This is a genomic window from Streptomyces glaucescens, from assembly GCF_002154375.1.
GTDB classification, from domain to species: Bacteria; Actinomycetota; Actinomycetes; order Streptomycetales; family Streptomycetaceae; genus Streptomyces; species Streptomyces glaucescens.
Genome location: NZ_MUND01000374.1, coordinates 1 through 21,572, shown reverse-complemented (window position 1 = coordinate 21,572; position 21,572 = coordinate 1). Strand labels below are relative to the sequence as shown.

Genomic DNA, 21,572 nt, shown 5'->3' with positions numbered 1-21,572 from the left:
GGCGCCGTGGGCCGCGGCGACGAGCCGGCCGGCCGCGTCCCCGGGCGTGACGTACGCCTGCGCCCGGACACCGGGATGGCGGGCGCGGTGCGGGGCGAGGAAACCGTCCGCGAGGACGCGGGTCTCGTGCTCGACGGCCTCCTGGTCGGCCATCACGGACACCACCTCGCCGGGCGCTCCCGCTCCCGAGTGCAAGGGCCAGGGGTAGGCGGCGACCACCTGAAGGCGGACGTCGCGCGCGGCGGCCTCGGCGAAGGCGAAGCCGAGCGCGGCGTCGTCGGGGCTGTCCACGTTGAGACCGACGACGACGCGGGGCCCCGGCTCCGCCGCCGGGACGTCCTCCTGCTCCCGTCCGGGCCTCGGCACCACGACGACGGGGCACTCGGCGTCGCGCGCCGTGGACAGGCTGTTGGAGCCGAGCAGCAGACTGGCGAAACCGCCGCGCCCCCGGGAGCCGAGCACCAGCAGCTGGGCCTCGGCGCTGAGTTCGCACAGCGCGGCGCTGGGCGCGCCGTCCCCCGCCGTGTACTTCACGGCCGGGGGTGCGGGACGCTCGGCGAGGTGGGTGCGGGCCTCGCCGAGCACCGGGTCCTCCTGGCCGGCCGGCGGCAGGGGCAGCATGATCCCGGCCGGTGCCCAGGCCGCGTACTGCCGTACGTGCACCACGCGCAGGGTGGTCCCGCGTCTGCGGGCGGCGTCGAGGGCCCAGTCGAGGGCGCGCACGCTGTCGTCCGAACCGTCGAACGCCGCGATGACCGGCAGGGTGTCCATGGGTCCTCACCTCCGGAAGGCGATCCGCCGCCTTCCGGGGCCAGCCTGACGCAGGCAGCGGCTCCGGCGCGCCGTACGGCATCGCGTGTCCGGAAAAAGCCGCGGGAAGCCCCGGATCAGGTGAGGTCGAACTCGCCCTCCCGCGCCCCCGACACGAACGCTCCCCACTCGGCGGGCGTGAAGATCAGGGACGGGCTCTCCGGGCGGCCGCTGTTGCGCATCGCGATGAACCCTTCGACAAAGGCGATCTGGACATCCCCCAGTCCGCGGCTGCCGGACTGCCATTCGGCCCCGCTCAGGTCCAGCTCCGGCTTGTCCCATCCGGTCAGCGGCTTGTGCTGGGTGGTGCTCTCGGCCACGTCCGTGCTCCTCCCGATTCGTCGTCCGCGGCCAGCCTAGCGACCGGTTCCCACGGCCGACAGGCCACGTGAGGGGGACCTTTCAGGAGCCGTGCGGCCGGTCCCCGGCGGTCAGGAACGTTGTCACCCGCTCCGTGAACCACTCCGGGTCGTCCAGCCACGGGTAGTGCCCGGCGCCCGGCTGCACCGTGCACTCGGCGTGCAAGAACGCGGCGGCGGTGCGGCGGGCGAGGCCCGGGCGGGGGCCGCCGTCGAGTTCGCCCGCGAGGACGAGGACGGGGGCGGTCAGCCCGGCGAGTGCGGCGCGGGTCGCGGGCGGGTCGTAGGCGCCCTCGGAGCCGTAGACGTCGGCGGCGTGCTCGTTGGTCTCCGCCTCGTCGCGCGCGGCGTGCGCGGCGGCCGTCGCGTCCCAGCGGCCGTAGAAGAAGGGCAGGACGGCATGGTCGAAGTCGGCCTCACCGGCGCTCCAGGCCCGGAACACCGGAAAGGCCCGCTCGAACCACGGCTCGCCCGCCCGCAGCCGGGCCGCCGCCAGCCGGTCCTCGGGCGTCGCCGGCATGCCCAGGGCCCGCGGTGCGGCGGTGACGAGCACGAGCCGCGCCACCCGTTCGGGGTAGCGGGCGGCGTACCGCATCGCCAGGCTGCCGCCCGCCGAGTGGGCGAGCAGGTCCATCCGCTCCAGGCCCAGCTCCCGCCGCAGCGCCTCGACGTCGTCGACCTGCCGGTCGCAGCGGTACGACGCCGGGTCGGCGGGCACCGCCGAGTCCCCGGTGCCCCGCAGGTCCAGGAGTGCCAGCCGCCGTCTGCGGCCGAGTCCCCCCAGGTCGCCGAGGTAGGCGGAGGCACGCATGGGTCCGCCGGGGAGGACGACGAGCGGGGCGTCCCCGCCCTCGCCGCGCAGGTGGTAGGCGAGGCGGGTTCCGTCGGGCGCGGTGAAGGCCGGCATGGTGACGATCATGAGGTGGGCCGGCCCCGGGCCGCAAGGGAGTTCTCGGGGCGAGAAAGTGCGGGCCGGCCTCTTGCGTCGGTGCCGCCGGGACTGGATTACTGATCTCCAGGGCGGCTACCGAATGATCGGTCGCCCGGATTGGTGCGGTTGGTGAGGGAGTAGTCGGCATGGCGGACGCGACGGAGTTGCTGGACGCGGGCGAACGGCTCGGCCTGGACGCGCTGCGGGCGCTCCAGCTGGAGCGGCTGCGGGCTTCGCTGCGGCACGCGTACGCGCACGTGCCGTTCTACCGGGAGGCCTTCGACAAGGCCGGCGTCCACCCGGACGACTGTCGCTCGCTCGCCGATCTGGCCCGGTTCCCCTTCACCACCAAGGCGGACCTGCGGGAGAACTACCCGTACGGGATGTTCGCCGTGCCGCGGGAGCGGATCCGGCGCATCCACGCCTCCAGCGGGACCACCGGGCGGCCCACGGTCGTCGGCTACACCGAGGGTGACCTGTCGATGTGGGCGGACATGGTGGCGCGGTCCATCCGGGCGGCGGGCGGCCGGCCGGGGGACCGGGTCCATGTGGCCTACGGGTACGGCCTGTTCACCGGCGGGCTCGGTGCGCACTACGGCGCGGAGCGGCTCGGCTGCACGGTCATCCCCGCGTCCGGCGGCATGACCGCCCGCCAGGTGCAGCTGATCCAGGACCTGCAGCCCGGCGTGATCATGGTGACGCCGTCGTACATGCTCACCCTGCTGGACGAGTTCGAGCGGCAGGGCGTCGACCCGCGCGGGACGTCGCTGCGCGTCGGGGTGTTCGGCGCCGAGCCGTGGACCGAGGAGATGCGACGGGAGATCGAGGAGCGGTTCGCGATCGACGCGGTCGACATATACGGCCTGTCGGAGGTGATCGGTCCCGGTGTGGCCCAGGAGTGCGTGGAGACCAAGGACGGGCTGCACGTCTGGGAGGACCATTTCTACCCGGAGGTCGTGGACCCGCTCACCGGCGAGGTGCTGCCGGACGGCGAGGAGGGGGAGCTGGTCTTCACCTCGCTCACCAAGGAGGCGATGCCGGTCGTCCGGTACCGGACCCGCGATCTGACCCGGCTGCTGCCGGGCACCGCCCGGGTGTTCCGGCGGATGCGCAAGATCACCGGCCGCAGTGACGACATGGTGATCCTGCGCGGCGTGAACCTCTTCCCCACCCAGATCGAGGAGATCGTGCTGCGCACCCCGGGCGTGGCCCCGCACTTCCAGCTGCGGCTGACCCGCGAGGGCCGCCTGGACGCCCTCACGGTCCTGGCCGAGGCCCGCTCCGGCGCGGGCCCCGAGGTCCGCGAGTCCGCGGCCCGTTCGATCGCGGCGGCCGTGAAGGACGGCATCGGGGTGTCGGTCTCGGTGGAGATCGTCGAGCCGGAGTCACTGGAGCGGTCGGTGGGCAAGATCCGGCGGATCGTGGATACGCGCCCGCGCTGAGCCGGCGTCAGTCCCCGCGCCCGCGGCGGCGCGGTCCGCCCCGCAGGGAGGCCAGCACCAGACGGCCGTACCGGGTGGTCAGGGCCGCGGCCGTGGCGGCGAGGGCGCCGGTGAGGGCGATCAGGAGGTGCCAGGGATCCTCGTCGCCGAGGACCTGCAGGACGGAGAGGGCGGTGCCGAGCGGGAGGCCGAGGACGGTGAGGACACCGAGAGCGCCGGCGATCTGCCCGCTCTCCCGGGTCTGCACGATCCGGCTGTAGTCGGCGGCCTCGGCCAGGATGTCGGTGAACAGCTCGGGCAGCCGGTGCCGGGCCTGGAAGGCGCGCAGCAGCCCGTCGGCGGGGCCGTGCACGGTCTGGTGGCGGCGCCAGTAGGTGCTGCGGAAGACCGCGATGTTCCGCTCCAGGGCCGACACCCGCCGGGCCAGGCCCGGGGCGCTGTCGAAGACCTGGGACAGCTCGTCGGTGAGCGCGTCGAGGTGATCGCGCTGGATCATGCCCAGCAGCAGCGCGTCCAGGTACACCGCGCGGGCCTGGACCGCCGCGAACTCGTAGAAGTCGCCGGGGCCCCGGTCGGGCCGGTGGCCGAGGAAGGCCGCGCCGTGCCGGCCGATCAGGGCGCTCCAGTCGGCGGATATGCGGATCGCGTCGGCGGCCACGCCGGCGAGGCGTTCCGGCGGGGACGGGTTGTCGGCCTCCGTCGACCGCGAGGCCAGCTCGCGCAGCCGGTGGTCGGCCGATGCGGGCAGCGCGCCGTCGGCGTCCCGCAGGACGGCGGTGTGGGTGGCGTCGGGGGTGAAGAAGGCCACGGTGTACGGCCGTGACAGGGCGAAGGGCGCCCGGGGCGGCGCGGTGTCGGCGACGCCGCCGAACAGGACCGCCGGATCCAGCGGCCCGGTCAGCGGATCGGGGCCCGCGCCGGTCCGGTGCCCGATCGCCCGCAGCACGTCCAGGAGAGGGGCGCCGTGGACGGCGAGGTGGAGCACGCCGAGCGCCTGCCGGGGCTGCCGGGGCGTGGCCACCCGCAGCAGTTCGAGCCCCTCCAGCACCAGCGGGCCCTCGGTGACGGACATCCTGCGGTGCCGGCGCCGTCCGTACAGGGCGCGGGCCGCCGCGGGCGCGAAGTAACCGCGGCGCCGCTCGGCGTCCCACGACCGCTGCTCGGTGCCGAACGGCAACGGGCCCTCGTCCCAGTCCGGTTCGCCGTCCAGCAGCACCGGCAGCACCACCGACACCGTCTGCCGTGCCCCCGCCGCCTCGCCCAGCCCGTCGCTCACCCGCCGTGCCCGCCTTCGTACGTCAGCCGTCTCATGCCGTGCCGAAGCGGTCGCGCAGCTCCCGCTTGAGGATCTTGCCGCTGGCGTTGCGCGGCAGGGCGTCGACGAACACGACGCGCTTCGGTGCCTTGAAGGGTGTCAGGCGCTCGCGGGCGTGGGCGATCAGTTCCTCCTCGGTGGGCTCGCCGCGCGGGACGACGAACGCGGTGACCGCCTCGATCCACTTCTCGTCGGGCAGGCCGACGACGGCCGCCTCGGCGACGCCGTCGTGGGTGTAGAGGGCGTCCTCGACCTGCCGGGAGGCGACCAGCACACCACCGGAGTTGATGACGTCCTTGACCCGGTCGACGATGGTGAAGTAGCCGTCGGCGTCGCGGACCGCGAGGTCGCCGGAGCGGAACCAGCCGTCGCGGAAGGCCGCGGAGGTCTCCTCGGGCTTGTCCCAGTAGCCCTCGCACAGCTGCGGGGAGCGGTAGACGATCTCGCCGGGGGTGCCGTCGGGCACGTCCTTGCCGTCCTCGTCGACGACGCGGGCGTCCACGAACAGCACGGGCCGGCCGCAGGAGTCGAGGCGGCCTTCGTGCTCGTCGGGGCCGAGGACGGTGGCCAGCGGGCCGATCTCGCTCTGGCCGAAGCAGTTGTAGAAGGCCAGCCGGGGCAGTCGCGCCCGCAGGCGTTCCAGGACGGGCACCGGCATGATCGACGCGCCGTAGTACGCCTTGCGCAGCCCGTCGAGGTCGCGGGTCGCGAAGTCGGGGCGGCCGGCGAGGCCGATCCACACGGTGGGCGGGGCGAACAGGCTGTCGACCCGGCCGTCCTCGATGAGGTCGAACAGGCGGTCGCCGTCGGGGGCGTCGAGGATGACGTTCGTCGCGCCGACCGCGAGATACGGCAGCAGGAACACGTGCATCTGGGCCGAGTGGTAGAGCGGCAGCGCGTGCGCCGGACGGTCCCCGGCGCTCAGGTCGAGGGCGGTGACGGCGCTCAGGTACTCGTGCACCAGCGCCCGGTGGGTCATCATCGCGCCCTTCGGCAGCGCGGTGGTGCCGGAGGTGTAGAGCAGCTGCGCCAGGTCCTCGCCGCGCGCCTCGGGGCCGTCGTGGGGCGGGGCGGAGCGCAGCAGGTCGAGCAGTGAGCCGCCGGTGTCCCGCAGCGGCAGCACGGGGACCGCGCCGGGCAGCCGGCCGGCCAGGTCCGGGTCGGCGAGGACCAGGGAGCTGCCGGACTGGCGGACGAGGTAGGCCAGGTCGTCGCCGGTGAGGTTCTGGTTGACGGGCACGTGGACCAGACCGGCGCGGGCGCAGGCGAGGAAGCCGATGAGGTAGGCGTCGGAGTTGTGGCCGTAGGCGCCGACGCGGTCGCCGGGGGCGAGGCCCCGGCCGAGGAGCGCGCTCGCGGCGCGGGAGACGGCGTCGTCCAGCTCCTGGTAGGTCCAGCGGCGGTCGCGGTACTCCACCGCCACGCGTGCCGGGGTGCGGCGGGCGCTGCGCCGCAGCACCCCGTCGACCGTGCTGCCGTGTCCGGGCGTCATGGCTCCCGATCCTCGATCCCGCGACCGGCGCGGTCAAGACAGCCCGAAGAACACCCGAGCGGACCACTGCACCGAGCACATACCCGTTGGTACGCTCAACCGCCCCTTCCCCCCATGATGTTGGGAGGCTCCATGCGCTTCCGTCCGAAACGGCTCGCGGTCGCGGCCGTCGCCCTGCTCACCGCGGCGGCGGCCCTGCCCGCGGCCGCGGCCGAGCGGGGCGGCCGGGAGGACCGTCCCTCGCACGGCGGCCTGTCCGCCGTCATCCGGTACACCGAGTACGGCATTCCGCACATCGTCGCGCGCGACTGGGCCGGTCTCGGCTTCGGCACCGGGTGGGCGCAGGCCGCCGACCAGGTGTGCGTCCTCGCCGACGGGTTCGTGACCGTGCGCGGCGAGCGGTCGCGGTACTTCGGGGCGGACGCCAAGCCGGACGCCTCGCTCTCCTCGGCGTCCGACAACCTCGCCAGCGACCTGTACTTCCGCGGCGTGCGGCAGGCGGGGACCGTCGAGAAGCTGCTCGCCCAGCCCGCCCCGGCGGGCCCGAGCCGGGCGTCCAGGGAACTGATGCGGGGGTTCGCCGCCGGGTACAACGCCTGGCTGCGGAAGAACCGGATCACCGATCCGGCGTGCGCGGGCGCCGCCTGGGTGCGGCCGGTGACGACGCTGGACGTGGCGGCACGCGGGCACGCCATCGCCGTGCTCGGCGGCCAGGGCCGCGCCGTGGACGGCATCACGGCCGCTCGGCCGCCCGCGCCGGCCACCGCGGCCGTGCCGGACGCACCGAACGTGCCGGACGCACCGGACGCGCGGGACACGGCGCGCGCCGCCCGCGGCCTGTTCGCGGCGCACGACTCCGACATGGGCTCCAACGCCGTCGCCTTCAGCGGCGCGACCACGGCCGACGGCCGCGGCCTGCTGCTCGGCAATCCGCACTACCCGTGGCAGGGCGGGCGGCGCTTCTGGCAGGCGCAGCAGACCATCCCCGGCCGGCTGAACGTGGCGGGCGGCTCGCTGCTCGGTTCGCCCACGGTGTCCATCGGCCACAACGCCAGGGTGGCGTGGAGCCACACGGTGGCGACCGGCGTCACCCTCAACCTCCACCAGCTGACCCTGGACCCGGCGGACCCGACCGTCTACCTCGTCGACGGGAGGCCGGAGCGGATGACGAAGCGCACCGTCACCGTTCCGGTGAAGGACGGCGCCCCCGTCACCCGCACCCAGTGGTGGACGCGGTACGGCCCGGTCGTCGACGCGTTCGGCGGCACCCTCCCGCTGCCGTGGACCACGACGACGGCCTACGCCCTCCACGACCCCAACGCGGCCAATCTGCGCGCCTCCGACACCGCGCTCGGCCTCAGCACCGCGCGCGACACGGACGACATGCTGGACGCGCTGCGGCGGACCCAGGGCCTGCCGTGGGTGAACACGATCGCCGCCGACTCGGCCGGGCACACCCTGTTCACCCAGTCGCAGGTGCTGCCCCGCGTCACCGACGACCTGGCCCGGCGCTGCTCCACCGCGCTCGGCAAGGCCACCTATCCGTCGTCGGGGCTCGCGGTCCTGGACGGCTCGCGCGGCGACTGCGCCCTCGGCCGGGATCCCGGCGCGGTGCAGGCGGGGATCTTCGGCCCGGCGCGCATGCCGACGCTGAAGGACGCGCCGTACGCGGAGAACTCCAACAACAGCGCCTGGCTGGCCAACGCGGACCGGCCGCTGACCGGGTACGAGCGGGTCTTCGGCGACCTCGGCACCCCGCGCTCGATGCGCACGCGCGGCGCGATCGAGGACGTGGCGGCGATGGCCGACCGCGGTGGGCTGACCGTGCGGGACCTCCAGCGGCAGCAGTTCGCCAACCGCGTCCCGGCGGGCGACCTGGCCGCGGCCGACGCGGCGAAGTCCTGTGCCGGGCTGCCCGGCGGCACGGCGACGAGCGGCGCGGGCGCCCCGGTGGACGTCCGGGAGGCCTGTGACGTCCTGGCCGCCTGGGACCGCACCGCGGACACCGGCAGCCGGGGCGCCCTGCTCTTCGACCGGTTCTGGCGGAAGCTGACCGCGGCGGTGCCGGCGGAGCGGCTGTGGCGGGTGCCGTTCTCCCCGGCCGATCCGGTCCGTACGCCGCACACGCTGAACACGGCGGCGGCGGGCTTCGCCACCGCCCTCGCCGACGCGGTCGCCGAACTGCGGGCGGCGGGCGTGGAGCTCGACGCGCCGCTCGGGCGGCACCAGTTCGTGGTGCGCGACGGCCGGCGCCTCCCGGTGCACGGCGGCACCGAGTCGCTGGGCGTGTGGAACAAGATCGAGCCGGTGTGGAGGCCGGCCCAGGGGGGCTATACGGAGGTGACCACGGGCTCCAGCTACATCCAGGCGGTCGGCTGGGACGGCAGCCGGTGCCCGGTGGCCCGGACCCTGCTCTCGTACTCCCAGTCCTCGAACCCAAACTCGCCGCACCACGCCGACCAGACCCGGCTGTACTCCGGTGAGCGGTGGGTGACCTCCCGGTTCTGCGAGAAGGACATCCTGTCCTCGCCCGCACTGCGGATCGTCCGGGTCCGGGAACGCTGAGCGGCTGCCGGGCGCGTCATACCTGGCGCGCCCGGCGCGCCACGACATCTTGAGGGATCGTCATATTTATCAGGGCGGCCCGCTGGACATGCTTTCGGGTGCATCCGGCCGACCACGCGCGGGAGGAACTCGATGACCGAGGGCAGGGCAGACAGAGCGGTGACCCGCCGCCAACTCGGAAGAGCGGCGGTGGCCCTGGGCGGAGCGTTCGCCCTCGCCCCGCTCCCCGCGGCAGGGGCCGCGGCCGTCCCACCGGGGCCGGGGCGCCAGACCCTGCGCCGCGGCTCGCCGGAGCGCGCCGGGCTGCTCGCCGGCCCGCTGCGCCGGCTCGTCACCGACGCCGAGGCGTTCCTCAACCCCTCCCCCAGGCGCCCCTGGTACGCGGGCGCCGTGCTGCTCGCCGGGCGGGGCGGCACGGTTGCGCTGCACCGGCCGATCGGGATGGCGGTGCGCTACGCGGCGTACGACGAGAAGACCGACACCGGCGTCGAGCTCCCGGCCGAGCGGCAGATCCCGATGGCCGAGGACACCGTCTTCGACCTCGCGTCGGTGTCCAAGCTGTTCACCTCCCTCCTCGCCGTGCAGCAGATCGAGCGGGGCGCGCTGGAGCTGGAGCGGACCGTCGCGTCGTACCTCCCCGAGTTCGGCGCGGCGGGAAAGCAGGGCATCACGATCCGGCAGCTGCTCACCCACACCTCGGGGCTGCGCGCCTGGATCCCGCTGTACAGCGCGCCGACGTACGAGGAGAAGCTGCGGCTGCTGTGGAACGAGGCGCCGCTCGACCCGCCGGGCAGCCGGTACGTGTACTCGGACCTGAACCTGATCTCGCTCCAGCTGGTCCTGGAGAAGATCACCGCTCGCACCTTGGACGCCCTGCTCCACGAGGAGATCACCGCTCCCCTCGGGATGCACCGCACCCGGTACAACCCGCCCGCCTCCTGGAAGCCGTGGATCGCGGCCACCGAGGACGCCCGGAGGCCCTGGTCGGGGCTGGAGCGGGGCCTGGTCTGGGGCGAGGTGCACGACGAGAACGCCCACTCCCTCGGCGGGGTCGCCGGCCACGCCGGGGTCTTCTCCACCGCCTGGGACCTCGCCGTCCTCGCCCGGACCCTGCTCAACGGCGGCTCCTACGGCCGTACCCGCATCCTGACGCCGGAGTCGGTGGAACTGATGTTCACCGACTTCAACACCGCCTTCCCCGGCGACGAGCACGGCCTCGGCTTCGAGCTGTACCAGCACTGGTACATGGGCGCGCTGGCCACCCCGCGCACCGCGGGCCACACCGGGTTCACCGGCACCTCGCTCGTCCTCGACCCGACGACCGACTCGTTCCTCGTGGTGCTCGGCAACTCGGTCCATCCGGTCCGCAGTTGGCGGTCCGGGTCGGCGCCCCGGGTGGCCGCCGCGAACAACCTGGCGCGGGCGGTGCCGGTCCGTCCGGCGCGCGGGCGCACGGCCTGGTTCTCCGGCATGGCGAGTGCCACGACCGCGACCCTCACCCTGCCCGCCCTGGACACCTCCGGCGGCGCCCGGCTGCGCTGTCTGCTGTGGTGGGACGCCGAGCCGGGGGCGGACTCCCTGGTCCTGGAGGCCTCGGCGGACGGCGGCGTCTCCTGGCAGCCGGTGCCGTTCACCACCTCCCGGTCCGGCGAGGAGCCCGCGGAACGTCCGTCCGGTGCGGTCAGCGGCTGGTCCGGCCGCGTCTGGCACCGGCTCACGGCGGACCTCCCGGCCGCCCGGGCGCTCACGCTGCGCTGGCGCTACGCCACCGACCGGCTGTACGTCGGCCGGGGCGTCTACGTCGACGCGCTGCGGGTCACGGCGGGCGGCGCCGTCCTGTTCGACGAGGTGCGGCCCGCCGACGCGGCGCGGATCACGGCGGCCGGCTGGACGGCGTCCGCCGACTGACGCCCGAGGACGTCACCGGCCCGGCGGCAGTGAGTCACGGCGTCTCCTCCAGCACCGCCATCGCCGCGTTGTGCCCCGGTACTCCGCTCACCCCGCCGCCGCGCACCGCGCCCGCGCCGCACAGCAGGACGTTGCGGTGGCGGGTCTCCACGCCCCAGCGGCCGGTGCCGTCCTGGGCGTGGGGCCAGGACAGGTCGCGGTGGAAGATGTTGCCGCCGGGCAGTCTCAGCTCGCGTTCCAGGTCCAGCGGGGTCCTGGCCTCGATGCAGGGGCGGCCGTCGGCGTCCTCGGCGAGGCAGCCGGCGAGGGGTTCGGCGAGCTGGGCGTCGAGCTGGGCGAGGGTGCGCTTCAGCAGCTCGTCGCGGACCGCGTCGTGGTCGCGGGCGAACAGCCGGGCGGGGGTGTGCAGCCCGAACAGGGTGAGGGTCTGGTAGCCGCGCTCGGCCAGTTCGGGGGCGAGGATCGTCGGGTCGGTCAGGGAGTGGCAGTAGATCTCCGAGGGCGGCTCGACGGGCAGCCGGCCGGCGGCGGCCTCGGCGTGGGCGGCGGCCAGCTGCCGGTAGCCCTCGGCGATGTGGAAGGTGCCGGCGAACGCCTCTCGCGGGTCGGCGTCGGGGTCGCGCAGCCTGGGGAGCCGCTTGAGCAGCATGTTGACCTTCAGCTGTGCGCCCTCGGCCGGCTCGGGCGGGGCGTCGCCGGTCAAGGCGGCCAGTTCCTGCGGGGAGGCGTTGACCAGGACGTGCCGAGCGGCGGCGACGCCCTCTCCGCCGGCGCTGCGGTAGGTGACCTCGGCGGCCCGGCCGTCGGTGGCGATGCGTACGGCCTCGTGGCCGGTGGCCAGGACGGCGCCGGCCGCGCGGGCGGCACCGGCGAGCGCGTCGGTCAGGGCGCCCATGCCGCCGACGGGGACGTCCCAGGCGCCGGTGCCGCCGCCGATCACGTGGTACAGGAAGCAGCGGTTCTGCCGCAGCGAGGGGTCGTGGGCGTCGGCGAAGGTGCCGATCAAGGCGTCGGTGAGGACCACGCCCCGCACCAGGTCGTCCGTGAAGTGCTCCTCGATGGCGACGCCGACCGGCTCCTCGAAGAGCATGCGCCAGGCGTCCTCGTCGTCGACGCGGCGGCGCAGTTCGGCCCGACCGGGCAGTGGTTCGGTCAGCGTGGGGAACACCCGCTCGGCGACCCGCGCGGTCATGCCGTAGAACCGCCGCCAGGCCGCGTACTCCCGGTCCGCGCCGGTCAGCCGGGCGAACGCCTCCCGGGTGCGGCGCTCGCCCCCGCCGACGAGCAGCCCGGTGGGGCGGCCGTGGCGCTCGGCGGGCGTGTACGAGGAGACGGTGCGGGTGCGGACCCGGAAGTCCAGGCGGAGATCCCGCACGATCTTCTTCGGGAGCAGGCTGACGAGGTAGGAGTACCGGGAGAGCCGCGCGTCGACGCCGGGGAACGGGCGGGTGGAGACGGCGGCGCCGCCGGTGCGGCCGAGCCGCTCCAGGACCAGGACCGACCGCCCGGCCCGGGCCAGATAGGCGGCGGCGACCAGGCCGTTGTGCCCGCCGCCGACGATGACGGCGTCGTAGGCGCGCGCGGGGAGGGGCGGGGTACCGTCGGCGGGTGTGGCTCCGGGTGCGGGCATGGTTCTTGGTAACACGGGTGATCGGCCGCCGCCAGAGCCGCGTTCCGCCGTTGCCGGCCCGCCTCCGGAGCCGCCTTCCGCCTGCCCGATCAGCTCCGGCAGCCGGTACCGGCCCTGTCCTGAGCGGTGGAGAGCGCGGATCCCGGCGATCCACATCATCGGGTCGCCGTGCTGCGCCAGGTCACCGAACGCGGTCCGCACGGCCCTGGATCCCCGGTCTGGATCGCCGTCATGCCCGAAGGCCGACGCCGCGGCCGGGGCATCTCCAGGCCGCTCCGGGACAGGAGCTGACCCTGCGTCCGGCTGTCCTGGACCGGCCGGCGCCGGGTGCCCGCCCCGCGGTGCGTGCGGCGGTGCTCAGCCCAGGCCGGTCAGGAAGTCCGTGCAGGCACGGGCACAGGCGCGGCAGGATGCGGCGGCCTCCTCCGCCCCGGGTCGGCTGTCGAAGACGTGGGCGCTCTCCAGGCAGACCGTCCGGCACCACTCGAGCTGGACGCGCAGGCCGGTCTCGTCGAGCTGGGTCTGCTCGGCCAGCATCCGGCACGTGGCGTCGCACACCTCGGCGCACATGATCCCCTTGCGCCGGACCAGCTCCTGCTCTTCCGTGCCGTCCGGGTCCACCAGGCTCGCGCGCAGCGCGCAGGCGCGCGCACACTCCGTGCACGCCTGCGCGCAGACGAACCGGTCCTCCAGGAACCGGATGAGTTCTGCTTGCGATGGCGTCGAAGTCACACTGCGCGGGTAGCCGCCGCGCCCCGCGCCAAACACTCCGGGGCCGCCGGACGGCGGTTTTCCGGCTTCTCCCCCCGGGCACTCGTGCGGCGCCCCCGCACGGCGTTCGAGGGAGGTGGGACACGTGCCCGGACGAGAGGAGCTGCCGTCGACGCTGGAGCGCTCGCCCCGGGACGCCCAGCGCACCTGGATCAAGGCGCACGACTCGGCGGTGGAGCAGTACGGCGAGGGCGAGCGGGCGCACCGCGTCGCCTACGGCGCGCTGAAGCACTCGTACGAGAAGGTCGGCGACCACTGGGAACGCAAGGAGGGCGGCCGTCGAGGGCCCTCGGATCCGCGCTCGGCCCGGCCGCGCCAGGCCGGCGGACGCAGTGGTGAGGGCGTCGACGAGAGCGCCTCCAAGGACCACCTGTACGACCTGGCCAGGCGGCTGGACGTGGCGGGCCGGTCCCGGATGTCCAAGGCGGAGCTGCTGGACGCGATCCGCAGGGCCAACCGGTCCGCGACGCGCGAGGCTCGCTCACAGTGATCGGATTCATGACCGGTTTGAGGGGTATTCGGCCGTTATGAGTACCGCAACGATGCAGTTGGCCGAGCCGAGCGGACTGCTCAGCATCGGGATGTTCGTCGTCCCCGTCGCCTTGCTGGTGCTGTTGCTGGGTGGGTTCTGGCTCGGCACACGTATCAGGCTCCGGCAGTCGCGTCCGCGGCCCGAGGAGCAGCCGCACCTGCCGCCGGGCGGCGCGGTGCACGAGACCAGGGAGAGCCGGGAGCCCCGCGAGGTGCCCCGGGTGCCGAAGGGCGGTCGTCCGCTCCTGCCGCACGAGATGGGCGGCTTCGGCAACTCGTCGACCCAGTCCGGCCACGAGCAGTCGCGGCCCCGCTGGTCCCCGGGCAACAGCGGCGCGTGGGGCGGAGGCGGCCCCGGCCGCTGAGCGACAGCCCGTCCATCAACGGAGGAAGTGAGATCCATGGCCGAGCCCGGCCGCAGTTCCCTGCCCCTGCCCGACTACGACCACCTGCCCATCGGCGGGCTGGAGAGCCGGGTGCGTTCACTGAGCGCGGAGGAGGTCGAGGAACTCATCGCCTACGAGCGGACCCATGCCGACCGGCTGCCCGTGACCGAGCTGCTGACCGCCCGCCTGGAGCAGCTGCACGCGGGCGCGGAGCCGACCTCCGGGGATCCGGCGGCCTTCCGCCCCGAGCAGGCCCAGGGCCACACGGAGTCCTCGGTGTCGCCGGCGACCACCACGGCCCAGCCGTACAGCCCACCGCCCCACGGCACCCCGGACCAGCCGGCCAAGCCGAAGGGCAACCGGATGTAGGCCGCTCTCCGCGGACGGCGCGGAGCATCCGCCGGTGTGCGGGACCACGGGGCGTGGTCCCGCACACCGGCGTGTTCATGCGCGGCGGACGGTGTCCCCGCCGCCGTCCAGAGCCGCCACCCGGGCCACGTTCTCGCGGTCCTCGGCATCCTCGCTGGGGGCGCCGGCGAACCAGGCGTCGAGGATCTCCTTCAGCACCGGCTCCGAGGTCAGCCGCAGGCTCAGCGCCAGCACGTTGGCGTCGTTCCAGCGGCGGGCGCCGTCGGCGGTGTAGGCGTCCGTGCACAGGGCGGCCCGGACGCCGGGGACCTTGTTGGCGGCGATCGACGCGCCCGTGCCGGTCCAGCAGCACACGACCGCCTGGTCCGCCGAGCCGTCGGCGACGTCCCGGGCAGCCGCGGCGGAGCAGGCGGCCCACTGGGGGTCGTCCCCGGGGCGCAGGGCGCCGCGGGTGACCACGTCGTGGCCGCGTTCCCGCAATTCGGTGACCAGCAGTCGGGCCACGGGTTCGTCCATGTCGGAGGAGACGGAGATCCGCATGTCCGCGAGCCTACGCCCGCCCGCCCGGGGCAGCGGTCCGCTCAGGCGGACGCCTGGTCGCTGTCCCTCATCGCGCCCCAGCCGTGCCAGCGCTCGACCTCGATCCAGGCGCTGACCCGGGGGCGGACCCGCTCCGGGTACGGCTTGCCGGTGTAGTGGACGGAGAGGCGGTCGATGTCGGCCAGGCCCTCGTCCTCGTACATCTCGATGACCCGGCCGACGAGGGTGACGTGGGTGTACCAGTCGTCCTCGGCGAGGACCGTCAGGGTGACCCGCGGGTCGCGGCGCAGGTGCTTCAGGCGGACCCGGCCCGCGTCCAGGTTGATCAGGACGCGGTGGTCGCCCTCCCAGAGGTACCAGGTGGCCGTGGAGACGGGGGCGCCGTCGGAACGCACGGTCGCCATCACACAGGGGTTGGCGCGGCGCAGCAGTTCGTGGGCCTCGGGCGGCAGCGGGGGCTTGGACATCTCGGGTTCCTTTCCGGGTCGCGGCTCGGGGTACGGGTACCTGGACGTCAGCCGCCGACTCCTCCCGACGCGGCCTTGACGAGACCGTCCAGCCAGGCCTGGTGGCCGTTGAGCATCGGGTTGGGGGTCTGCGCTGCCAGTTCGGCGGCAGGGCGGCCGACCTGGGTCTCCTGGGTGAGGACCCGGACCCGCCCGCCGGGGAGGTCCTCCACCAGCCAGGCGTGCAGCACGTCGAGCCGCTCCTCGGTGGTGCCCTCCTGTTCTGCGGTCCAGGACAGCCGGCCGGGGACGCCGTCCCCCGGGGCCTGGTACTCGACGACCTGGGCGTACTGGGTTCGCACGTCGGGGAAGCCGACCGGCTCGAAGGTGAAGACGATGCCGTCCCGCAGCACGGGGCCGCCGCCCTCCGGGAAGTCGACCGCGGTGATCCTGTCGTAGTAGCCCTCCCAGGTGGAGGTGTCGGTCAGATAGCGCCAGACCCGTTCGGCGGTGACACCCTGGACGATCACCTCGTTGGAGACGAAGTTGTCACCGGTGCCGGGCAGGTACTTCTCCGGCCAGTTGATCGCGTTCTGCATGGTCATGGGAGGTGGCTGTCCTTCCGTGGGCTCGTCCCGGAGGGCGGGATTCCGACGGTAGGCGCGGCTGCCCGGCCGGGCCGGGCGGACGCGCTCAGTCCGGCAGCACCAGCCGCCCCGTCTCCCCCGGCTGGAGCCGTACCGCGCGGTCCGGGAGCCGGACGTCGATCGGGGTGGTGTCGGAGGCCGGGAGGGTGATCTCCAGCTGGGAGTGGCGCAGCCGCAGGCGGACGCCCCAGTTGCCCTGGTAGCGCAGGGAGAACCCGTAGGTGGACAGTTCGGGAAGCGGGACGGGATCCAGCCAGAGGGCGCCCTGCCGGGTGGTGAGGCCGGTGAGGCCGCGCTGGACGAGGTCGAGGGTGCCGGCCATGGCGCCGAGGTGGATGCCCTCGCCGGTGGTGCCGCCCTGCACGTCGGCGATGTCGCCGCGCAGCGCCTCCTGGCAGAACTGCCAGGCCTCGGCGCGCCGGGCGCGGGCCAGCACCCAGCCGTGCACCAGTCCGCTGAGGGTGGAGCCGTGGCTGGTGCGGTGCAGGTAGTGGTCGACGGTGCGGTGCCAGGTCTCCTCGTCCAGGCGCAGCCCCAGCCGGTCGAACAGGCCCTGGAGTTCGGGCGGGGAGAAGAGGTAGCCGAGCATGAGGACGTCGGCCTGCTTGGAGGCCTGGTAGCGGTTGACGGTGTCGCCCTCGGCCTCCAGGATCCGGTCGAGGCGGCGGATGTCGCCGTACCGCGCCCGGTACTCCGCCCAGTCCAGTTCGGCCAGCTCGCCGTAGCCCTCGAACTGGCTGATCACGCCCTCGTGGAAGGGCACGTGCAGGGTGCGCGAGACCTCGTCCCAGCGGTCCAGCTCGTGCGCGTCGAGGCCGGTGCGCTCGCTGAGTTCCCGGCGGTGGGGCTCGGGCAGGGCGGCCAGCAGTTCCAGGGTGCGGGTGAGCACCCAGGCGGCCATGACGTTGGTGTACGCATTGTCGTCGAGGCCGGGCTCGGTGGCGTCCGGGTAGGCGTCGTGGTACTCGTCGGGTCCCATCACGCCCTTGATGCGGTGCCGTCCCAGGCGTTCGTCCCAGGTCGCCGCGTCCGCCCAGAACCGGGCGATCTGGAGCAGCATCTCGGCGCCCTTGGAGTGCAGGAACTCGGTGTCGCCGCTGGCCTCGCCGTACTCCCAGACGTTGTACGCGATCGCCGAGCCGACGTGGTACTGGAGGTGGGAGTGGTCGGGCAGCCAGCGGCCCGAGCGCGGGTTGAGGTGGAGCTGCTGGGTCTCCTCCCGGCCGTCGCTGCCGCTCTGCCACGGGTACATGGCACCCCGGCGGCCGGCGGCCCTGGCGGCGGTGCAGGCCTGTTCCAGGCGCCGGTGCCGGTAGTGCAGCAGCGCCCGGGAGACCTCGGGGAAGCGCAGGTTGAGGTACGGCAGCACGAACAGCTCGTCCCAGAAGACGTGCCCCCGGTAGGCCTCGCCGTGCAGCCCGCGCGCGGGGACGCCGACGTCGAGGTCGGCGGTGTGCGGCGAGAGGGTCTGCAGCACGTGGAACAGGTGCAGACGCAGGATGCGGCCCGCCTCCCCCGGCACGTCCAGGTCCGCCCGGCGCCACAGCTGGGCCCAGGCGACGCGGTGGGAGGTGAGCAGGTCGTCGAAGCCGGGGGCGCGGCCGACCCGGGCGATCGCGGCGTGCAGCGGGTCGCTGATCGCCGGGTCGCGGGAGGTGTGCAGGGCGATGGTCTTGTCGACGGTGGCCGGGGTGCCGGGCGCCAGCCGCAGCCGGGCCCGCTGGGTGGTGCGCGGGCGGGCGTGCCGGACCGTGACGGGCCCCTCGGCGGTCAGGCGGGAGGCCATGCCGATGCGGATGTCGGAGGTGCGGGTGCGGCAGCGCAGCCACGCCGTGTCCCCGGCGGCGGTGCCGGTGTGGGCGTGGGTGAGGTGCCGGCCGTCCAGGTCCCGGTAGCGGGGGACGCCCGCGTTGGTGACGCCGGCGTCGAGTGCGGCCTCGACATGGAGTTCGCCGCCGAAGCCGGCGGCGGTGAACTCGGTGCGCAGCGCGGCCAGATGGGGGTCGCCCATGTGCACGAGGCGCTGCTGGCGGACCGTCAGGGAGCGTCCGTCGCCGAGGCCGTAGCGGGTCAGGCGTTCGAGCACGCCCGAGTCGAGGTGCACGGTCTGGCGGTGTTCGAGCACGGTCGCGGTGTCGGGGCTCAGCCAGGGCCGGCCGCGCAGCCGGAAGCGCAGGGGGAGCCAGTTGGGCAGGTTGACCAGGTCCTCGTTCTCGACACTGCGCCCTGCCACACGGGAGGTCAGCCGGTTGTAGCAGCCCGCCACGTAGGTGCCCGGGTAGTGGATGTCGTCCGCGACGCACTCGGGGAGTGCGCCGCGGGTGGCGAAGTAGCCGTTGCCGAGCGTGCACAGCGACTCCCGCAGTCGCTCGTCGGCGGGCTCGTAGCCCTCGTACGTCCAGGTCCAGCCCGTCACTTCGGTGCTCCTCCCGCGTGCGGCGCGCCGGCCCCGCCGAATGCGACGGTGTCGGCGCCGTGCGGCAGCAGTCTCTCCCCGCGGGCACGTCCGGCCGTGCGGTCCACGCCGGGTCACGGGGTGAAGCGGCGAAACCGCGGCGGGCTCAGCAGGGGGTGGCCGTGCCCGCCGGGTCGCGCGGGAGGACGGTGACCCGGCGGAAGTTGCAGCCGCCGGGCGGCAGGTCCTCCGGGGCCGGGCCGCCCTGGTGGGCCTTGAGGGCCATGCTCACCAGGCTCTGCAGCAGGTCGATGTCCGTGTCGCAGTCCAGGTGGACCGTCACCCACCTGGAGCCGGGCAGCAGGCGTATCGCCGTCGACTCCTGGAGGTCGGCGGCGAAGCGCCGCAGGGCCCGGCTGGTGAGATGGAGGTCCACGTCGTGGTCGGAGTGGAAGTGGGCGATCTCGCTGTGGGCGGTGCGAAGTGCCCGTCCCGTGCCGCAACTGGCCGGTCCCGCCGTGAGGTCGGGCCAGACCGCGAGTCGCTCCAGGGCGCGCTGGGCCAGAGTCATGGCTCCATCGTCACCTCCTCACCGCGCTGATACCAGAGGTTGCACGTTTCGTAACCCAGGCGTGAGGTTCCTCGGCCGCCTCCCGGGGAACCGCTAGGCGGGCATCCGCCGCTCCGGTGCCGGATCGCGGCGGGCCGCGAGGGCGCTGAGGTGTGCCTGGATGTAGGGCACGGCGACCAGGGGGAGTTCGCCGTCCACGAAGGCGGGCTGCACATTGACCTCGAACACCACCCCGCCGTGCTCGATCGCCAGGTCGACGCCCGCGAACGGCAGCCCGACCGAGGCGGTGGCGGCGACGGCGAGCCGGGCGAGCGGCGCGGGCAGGTCGGCGGGGGCGATGTGCACGGGGGTGGCGCCCTGGCAGGTGTTGCAGGGGGTGTCGGGCTCCGGCTGGATGTGCTCGCGGGCGTGGACGACCTGGCCGTGCAGCACGAAGACCCGGAACTGGTGACGGCGGCCGTCGGGCCGGAAGTTGCCCGCGTCGCGGGACAGCAGCCAGTCGGTGCCGCGCTCGGCGTAGTAGGCGGCGGCGTGCTCCAGTTGCTCCTCGGTGGTGATGTGGAAGGTGTCGTCGCCGCCGGTGCCGACGACGGGCCGGGCCCAGGTGTCGCGGCCTAGCTTGTCGAAGGCGGCGGCGGCCTCGTGCGGTGCGGGCCGGGACAGCACGGCGGTCTCCATGTGGGCGATGCCGTCGCGGCGGAACCGCTCCACGGTGCGGTCCTTCTCGGTGGCCGTGCGCCAGGCGGCGGTCCCGGTGCCGAGGGTGACGACGTCGTGCCGTTCCAGCAGCCGCTGGAAGCCGGCGAGGGAGCGGCGGCGGTGCGGCGGGATCTCGTAGAGCGCGACGACGTCGGGCACCACGTCGAGGCGCTCTTCGGGCACCCGCAGCCGTAACCGGTCCCCGGCGCGGGCGGCGCGGCCGGATCCGCCGTCGGCGAAGTGCCGGGAGTCGATCCGGACGGGCGTGGTGCCGGTGAGCAGTTCGACGGCGCGGGCGAGGTAGCCGGCGCAGCCCTCGGGCGAGGTGGGGTCGGCGATCAGGGCGATGCACGGTCGGGACACGGCGGCCTCCAGTGGTTCTCCGAGCGCACGGTGCCGCGCACACTCGGTCGCGCGGTCCGAGCGAACTCACGGGGTGGTGTCTGGTGCGCGGGCGGTCGGCGGCCCGTCGCTGATGGCTGCTCCGCCCGCGTCGGACGGCGGGTGCGGAGCCGTGCCGCCACACTGTAGGCGCCGGGCGGACGCCCGGGACAGGGCGCATGCGTGGGCGGCCGGTCGCTCCCGCCTTCGCGCCCTGCGCGACCGAGCGTGCGCCGTCCCACGCCCGTCGGCGGGTCAGGCTCCCGGCGCCGGTGCCGTGCTGCGGCGCACGACGAGTTCCACCGGTACGACGGGGTCGGCCCGGGGCTCGCCGGTGCCGTCGATGCGGTCCAGCAGGAGCCGGAGCGCGCGGCGGCCGATCTCGCCGAAGTCGGTGCGCACGGTGGTCAGCGGGGGCAGCAGGTGGGCGGCCTCCGGGATGTCGTCGTAGCCGACCACGCTGACGTCGTCGGGAACCCGGCGCCCGGCCTCGTGCAGGGCGCGCAGCAGGCCGAGGGCCATCTGGTCGTTGGAGGCGAACACCGCGGTGACCTCGGGCCGCGCGGCCAGGCGGCGGCCCAGCGCGTAGCCGGAGTCGGCGCTCCAGTCGCCGGTGAGCGGCTCCGGGACCTCGGCGCCGGCCTCGGTCAGGGCGGCACGCCAGCTGTCGAGCCGTACCTCGGCGGACGTCCAGCCGGTGGGACCCGCGATGTGGTGGACGGTGCGGTGGCCGAGGTCCAGCAGATGGCCGGTGGCGGCGCGCGCGCCTGCCCGGGAGTCGGCGGTGACCAGCGGGGTGTGCGCGTCGAGGGCGTTCTCCAGGACCACCATGGGGGTGTCGCCGCGGGCCCCGGCGAGGGCGCTGCCGACCCCGCGCTGGGGGGCGATGGCGATGACGCCGTCGGTGCCTTCGGCGGTCAGCGTGTCCAGGGCGCGTACCACTGTGTCCCGGTCGGCGGTGTCGAGGGCGATGGAACTGACCAGGTAACCGGCCGCCTGGGCGGCGGTGTTGACGGCGGTGAGGATGGAGGCGGGCCCGTAGCGGGCCGCGTCGAAGGAGATCACGCCGAGCATCCGGGTGCGTCCGCTGGCCAGTGAGCGGGCGCTGCGGCTTGGGCGGTAGCCGAGGGTGCGCATCGCCTCGACGACGGCGGCGCGCGTCTCGGCGCGGACCGCCGGATGGTCGTTGAGGACCCGGGACACGGTCTGCTTGGACACGCCGGCCAGCCGGGCCACGTCGTCCATGACGGGGCGGCTGCCCGCGAAGCTGCGCCGGCTGCGTCCGCGCCGGTCCGGGCCGTCGGCGGTGCTGCGGGTCATGGCGGCTGGTGGTCCTTCGGCCTCGGGGCTTCGGCGGCGCGGTCCCGCCCGGCGGATCCACAGG

The 21,572-nt window shown here is 74.5% G+C and carries 20 protein-coding genes; 6 read left to right on the top strand and 14 right to left on the bottom strand.

Going from position 1 to position 21,572, the window contains the following annotated elements; all coding sequences use genetic code 11:
• The 3 genes from CCN42_RS23885 to CCN42_RS23875 form a co-directional block, all read right to left on the bottom strand.
• Positions 1 to 771 (bottom strand): universal stress protein (locus tag CCN42_RS23885; RefSeq protein ID WP_086738684.1); only part of this gene is annotated, 771 nt, incomplete at its 3' end.
• A 116-nt stretch (positions 772 to 887) separates the two neighbouring features.
• Positions 888 to 1,130, bottom strand: coding sequence for a DUF397 domain-containing protein (locus CCN42_RS23880; protein ID WP_086170906.1), 243 nt, complete (start codon positions 1,128 to 1,130; stop codon positions 888 to 890).
• Between the two features lie 82 nt (positions 1,131 to 1,212).
• Positions 1,213 to 2,076: an alpha/beta fold hydrolase gene (locus CCN42_RS23875; RefSeq protein ID WP_211294785.1), complete on the bottom strand. Its 864-nt coding sequence runs from the start codon at positions 2,074 to 2,076 to the stop codon at positions 1,213 to 1,215.
• A 170-nt stretch (positions 2,077 to 2,246) separates the two neighbouring features.
• Between CCN42_RS23875 and paaK the strand changes: the two genes are divergently transcribed.
• Positions 2,247 to 3,542, top strand: coding sequence for a phenylacetate--CoA ligase PaaK (paaK, locus tag CCN42_RS23870; protein ID WP_086738680.1), 1,296 nt, complete (start codon positions 2,247 to 2,249; stop codon positions 3,540 to 3,542).
• 7 nt (positions 3,543 to 3,549) lie between these two features.
• Here paaK and CCN42_RS23865 read toward each other — a convergent pair whose 3' ends face one another.
• Together CCN42_RS23865 and CCN42_RS23860 are read right to left on the bottom strand one after the other, a co-directional pair.
• Positions 3,550 to 4,818: a hypothetical protein gene (locus CCN42_RS23865; protein WP_086738679.1), complete on the bottom strand. Its 1,269-nt coding sequence runs from the start codon at positions 4,816 to 4,818 to the stop codon at positions 3,550 to 3,552.
• Between the two features lie 31 nt (positions 4,819 to 4,849).
• Positions 4,850 to 6,349, bottom strand: a complete 1,500-nt coding sequence (locus CCN42_RS23860) for an acyl-CoA synthetase (protein WP_086738677.1) — start codon at positions 6,347 to 6,349, stop codon at positions 4,850 to 4,852.
• Positions 6,350 to 6,481: 132 nt separating this feature from the next.
• Between CCN42_RS23860 and CCN42_RS23855 the strand changes: the two genes are divergently transcribed.
• Both CCN42_RS23855 and CCN42_RS23850 read left to right on the top strand, forming a co-directional pair.
• Complete coding sequence (locus tag CCN42_RS23855; protein WP_086738676.1) at positions 6,482 to 8,914, top strand: penicillin acylase family protein; 2,433 nt, start codon at positions 6,482 to 6,484, stop codon at positions 8,912 to 8,914.
• Between the two features lie 132 nt (positions 8,915 to 9,046).
• On the top strand, positions 9,047 to 10,822 hold the full coding sequence (locus tag CCN42_RS23850) for a serine hydrolase domain-containing protein (RefSeq protein WP_086738674.1): 1,776 nt from the start codon (positions 9,047 to 9,049) through the stop codon (positions 10,820 to 10,822).
• Positions 10,823 to 10,856: 34 nt separating this feature from the next.
• Here CCN42_RS23850 and CCN42_RS23845 read toward each other — a convergent pair whose 3' ends face one another.
• Both CCN42_RS23845 and CCN42_RS23840 read right to left on the bottom strand, forming a co-directional pair.
• Positions 10,857 to 12,452, bottom strand: a complete 1,596-nt coding sequence (locus CCN42_RS23845) for a phytoene desaturase family protein (RefSeq protein ID WP_086738673.1) — start codon at positions 12,450 to 12,452, stop codon at positions 10,857 to 10,859.
• A 357-nt stretch (positions 12,453 to 12,809) separates the two neighbouring features.
• Positions 12,810 to 13,184 carry a four-helix bundle copper-binding protein gene (locus CCN42_RS23840; RefSeq protein WP_086738686.1) on the bottom strand — a complete coding sequence of 125 codons (375 nt, stop codon included), beginning with the start codon at positions 13,182 to 13,184 and terminating at the stop codon, positions 12,810 to 12,812.
• 124 nt (positions 13,185 to 13,308) lie between these two features.
• Here CCN42_RS23840 and CCN42_RS23835 point away from each other — a divergent pair, with 124 nt between their 5' ends.
• The 3 genes from CCN42_RS23835 to CCN42_RS23825 are packed head-to-tail and all read left to right on the top strand — an operon-like array spanning position 13,309 to position 14,509.
• Complete coding sequence (locus tag CCN42_RS23835) at positions 13,309 to 13,713, top strand: ChaB family protein (protein WP_086738671.1); 405 nt, start codon at positions 13,309 to 13,311, stop codon at positions 13,711 to 13,713.
• A 37-nt stretch (positions 13,714 to 13,750) separates the two neighbouring features.
• Positions 13,751 to 14,119: a DUF6479 family protein gene (locus tag CCN42_RS23830; RefSeq protein ID WP_173883411.1), complete on the top strand. Its 369-nt coding sequence runs from the start codon at positions 13,751 to 13,753 to the stop codon at positions 14,117 to 14,119.
• 36 nt (positions 14,120 to 14,155) lie between these two features.
• Positions 14,156 to 14,509, top strand: a complete 354-nt coding sequence (locus tag CCN42_RS23825) for a DUF8129 domain-containing protein (RefSeq protein ID WP_086738669.1) — start codon at positions 14,156 to 14,158, stop codon at positions 14,507 to 14,509.
• 75 nt (positions 14,510 to 14,584) lie between these two features.
• On the opposite strand, the gene CCN42_RS23820 is transcribed toward CCN42_RS23825, so the two are convergent.
• From CCN42_RS23820 to CCN42_RS23790, 7 genes are all read right to left on the bottom strand, one after another.
• Positions 14,585 to 15,049, bottom strand: coding sequence for an RpiB/LacA/LacB family sugar-phosphate isomerase (locus CCN42_RS23820; protein ID WP_086738668.1), 465 nt, complete (start codon positions 15,047 to 15,049; stop codon positions 14,585 to 14,587).
• 41 nt (positions 15,050 to 15,090) lie between these two features.
• Positions 15,091 to 15,516: a PPOX class F420-dependent oxidoreductase gene (locus tag CCN42_RS23815; RefSeq protein WP_086738666.1), complete on the bottom strand. Its 426-nt coding sequence runs from the start codon at positions 15,514 to 15,516 to the stop codon at positions 15,091 to 15,093.
• Between the two features lie 47 nt (positions 15,517 to 15,563).
• Positions 15,564 to 16,100: an SRPBCC family protein gene (locus CCN42_RS23810; RefSeq protein WP_086738665.1), complete on the bottom strand. Its 537-nt coding sequence runs from the start codon at positions 16,098 to 16,100 to the stop codon at positions 15,564 to 15,566.
• An 88-nt stretch (positions 16,101 to 16,188) separates the two neighbouring features.
• Complete coding sequence (locus CCN42_RS23805) at positions 16,189 to 18,558, bottom strand: glycoside hydrolase family 65 protein (protein ID WP_086738663.1); 2,370 nt, start codon at positions 18,556 to 18,558, stop codon at positions 16,189 to 16,191.
• A 145-nt stretch (positions 18,559 to 18,703) separates the two neighbouring features.
• The gene (locus CCN42_RS23800; RefSeq protein WP_086738662.1) at positions 18,704 to 19,108 is read right to left on the bottom strand and encodes a luciferase domain-containing protein; all 405 of its coding nucleotides are present in this window, start codon (positions 19,106 to 19,108) and stop codon (positions 18,704 to 18,706) included.
• A gap of 93 nt (positions 19,109 to 19,201) precedes the next feature.
• Positions 19,202 to 20,170 (bottom strand): ATP-grasp domain-containing protein, encoded by a 969-nt coding sequence (locus CCN42_RS23795; RefSeq protein ID WP_086738660.1) that lies wholly within the window; start codon positions 20,168 to 20,170, stop codon positions 19,202 to 19,204.
• A 273-nt stretch (positions 20,171 to 20,443) separates the two neighbouring features.
• Positions 20,444 to 21,508, bottom strand: a complete 1,065-nt coding sequence (locus tag CCN42_RS23790) for a LacI family DNA-binding transcriptional regulator (RefSeq protein ID WP_086738658.1) — start codon at positions 21,506 to 21,508, stop codon at positions 20,444 to 20,446.
• Between the last annotated feature and the right edge of the window lie 64 nt (positions 21,509 to 21,572).

Excerpts from the sequence above, each read along its gene's own strand:
- CCN42_RS23875 (WP_211294785.1), bottom strand. The coding sequence starts at position 2,076 with ATGCCGGCCTTCACCGCGCCCGACGGAACCCGCCTCGCCTACCACCTG.
- paaK (WP_086738680.1), top strand. The coding sequence starts at position 2,247 with ATGGCGGACGCGACGGAGTTGCTGGACGCGGGCGAACGGCTCGGCCTG.
- CCN42_RS23860 (WP_086738677.1), bottom strand. The coding sequence starts at position 6,349 with ATGACGCCCGGACACGGCAGCACGGTCGACGGGGTGCTGCGGCGCAGC.
- CCN42_RS23855 (WP_086738676.1), top strand. The coding sequence starts at position 6,482 with ATGCGCTTCCGTCCGAAACGGCTCGCGGTCGCGGCCGTCGCCCTGCTC.
- CCN42_RS23850 (WP_086738674.1), top strand. The coding sequence starts at position 9,047 with ATGACCGAGGGCAGGGCAGACAGAGCGGTGACCCGCCGCCAACTCGGA.
- CCN42_RS23845 (WP_086738673.1), bottom strand. The coding sequence starts at position 12,452 with ATGCCCGCACCCGGAGCCACACCCGCCGACGGTACCCCGCCCCTCCCC.
- CCN42_RS23830 (WP_173883411.1), top strand. The coding sequence starts at position 13,751 with ATGAGTACCGCAACGATGCAGTTGGCCGAGCCGAGCGGACTGCTCAGC.
- CCN42_RS23825 (WP_086738669.1), top strand. The coding sequence starts at position 14,156 with ATGGCCGAGCCCGGCCGCAGTTCCCTGCCCCTGCCCGACTACGACCAC.
- CCN42_RS23820 (WP_086738668.1), bottom strand. The coding sequence starts at position 15,049 with ATGCGGATCTCCGTCTCCTCCGACATGGACGAACCCGTGGCCCGACTG.
- CCN42_RS23815 (WP_086738666.1), bottom strand. The coding sequence starts at position 15,516 with ATGTCCAAGCCCCCGCTGCCGCCCGAGGCCCACGAACTGCTGCGCCGC.
- CCN42_RS23810 (WP_086738665.1), bottom strand. The coding sequence starts at position 16,100 with ATGACCATGCAGAACGCGATCAACTGGCCGGAGAAGTACCTGCCCGGC.
- CCN42_RS23800 (WP_086738662.1), bottom strand. The coding sequence starts at position 19,108 with ATGACTCTGGCCCAGCGCGCCCTGGAGCGACTCGCGGTCTGGCCCGAC.
- CCN42_RS23790 (WP_086738658.1), bottom strand. The coding sequence starts at position 21,508 with ATGACCCGCAGCACCGCCGACGGCCCGGACCGGCGCGGACGCAGCCGG.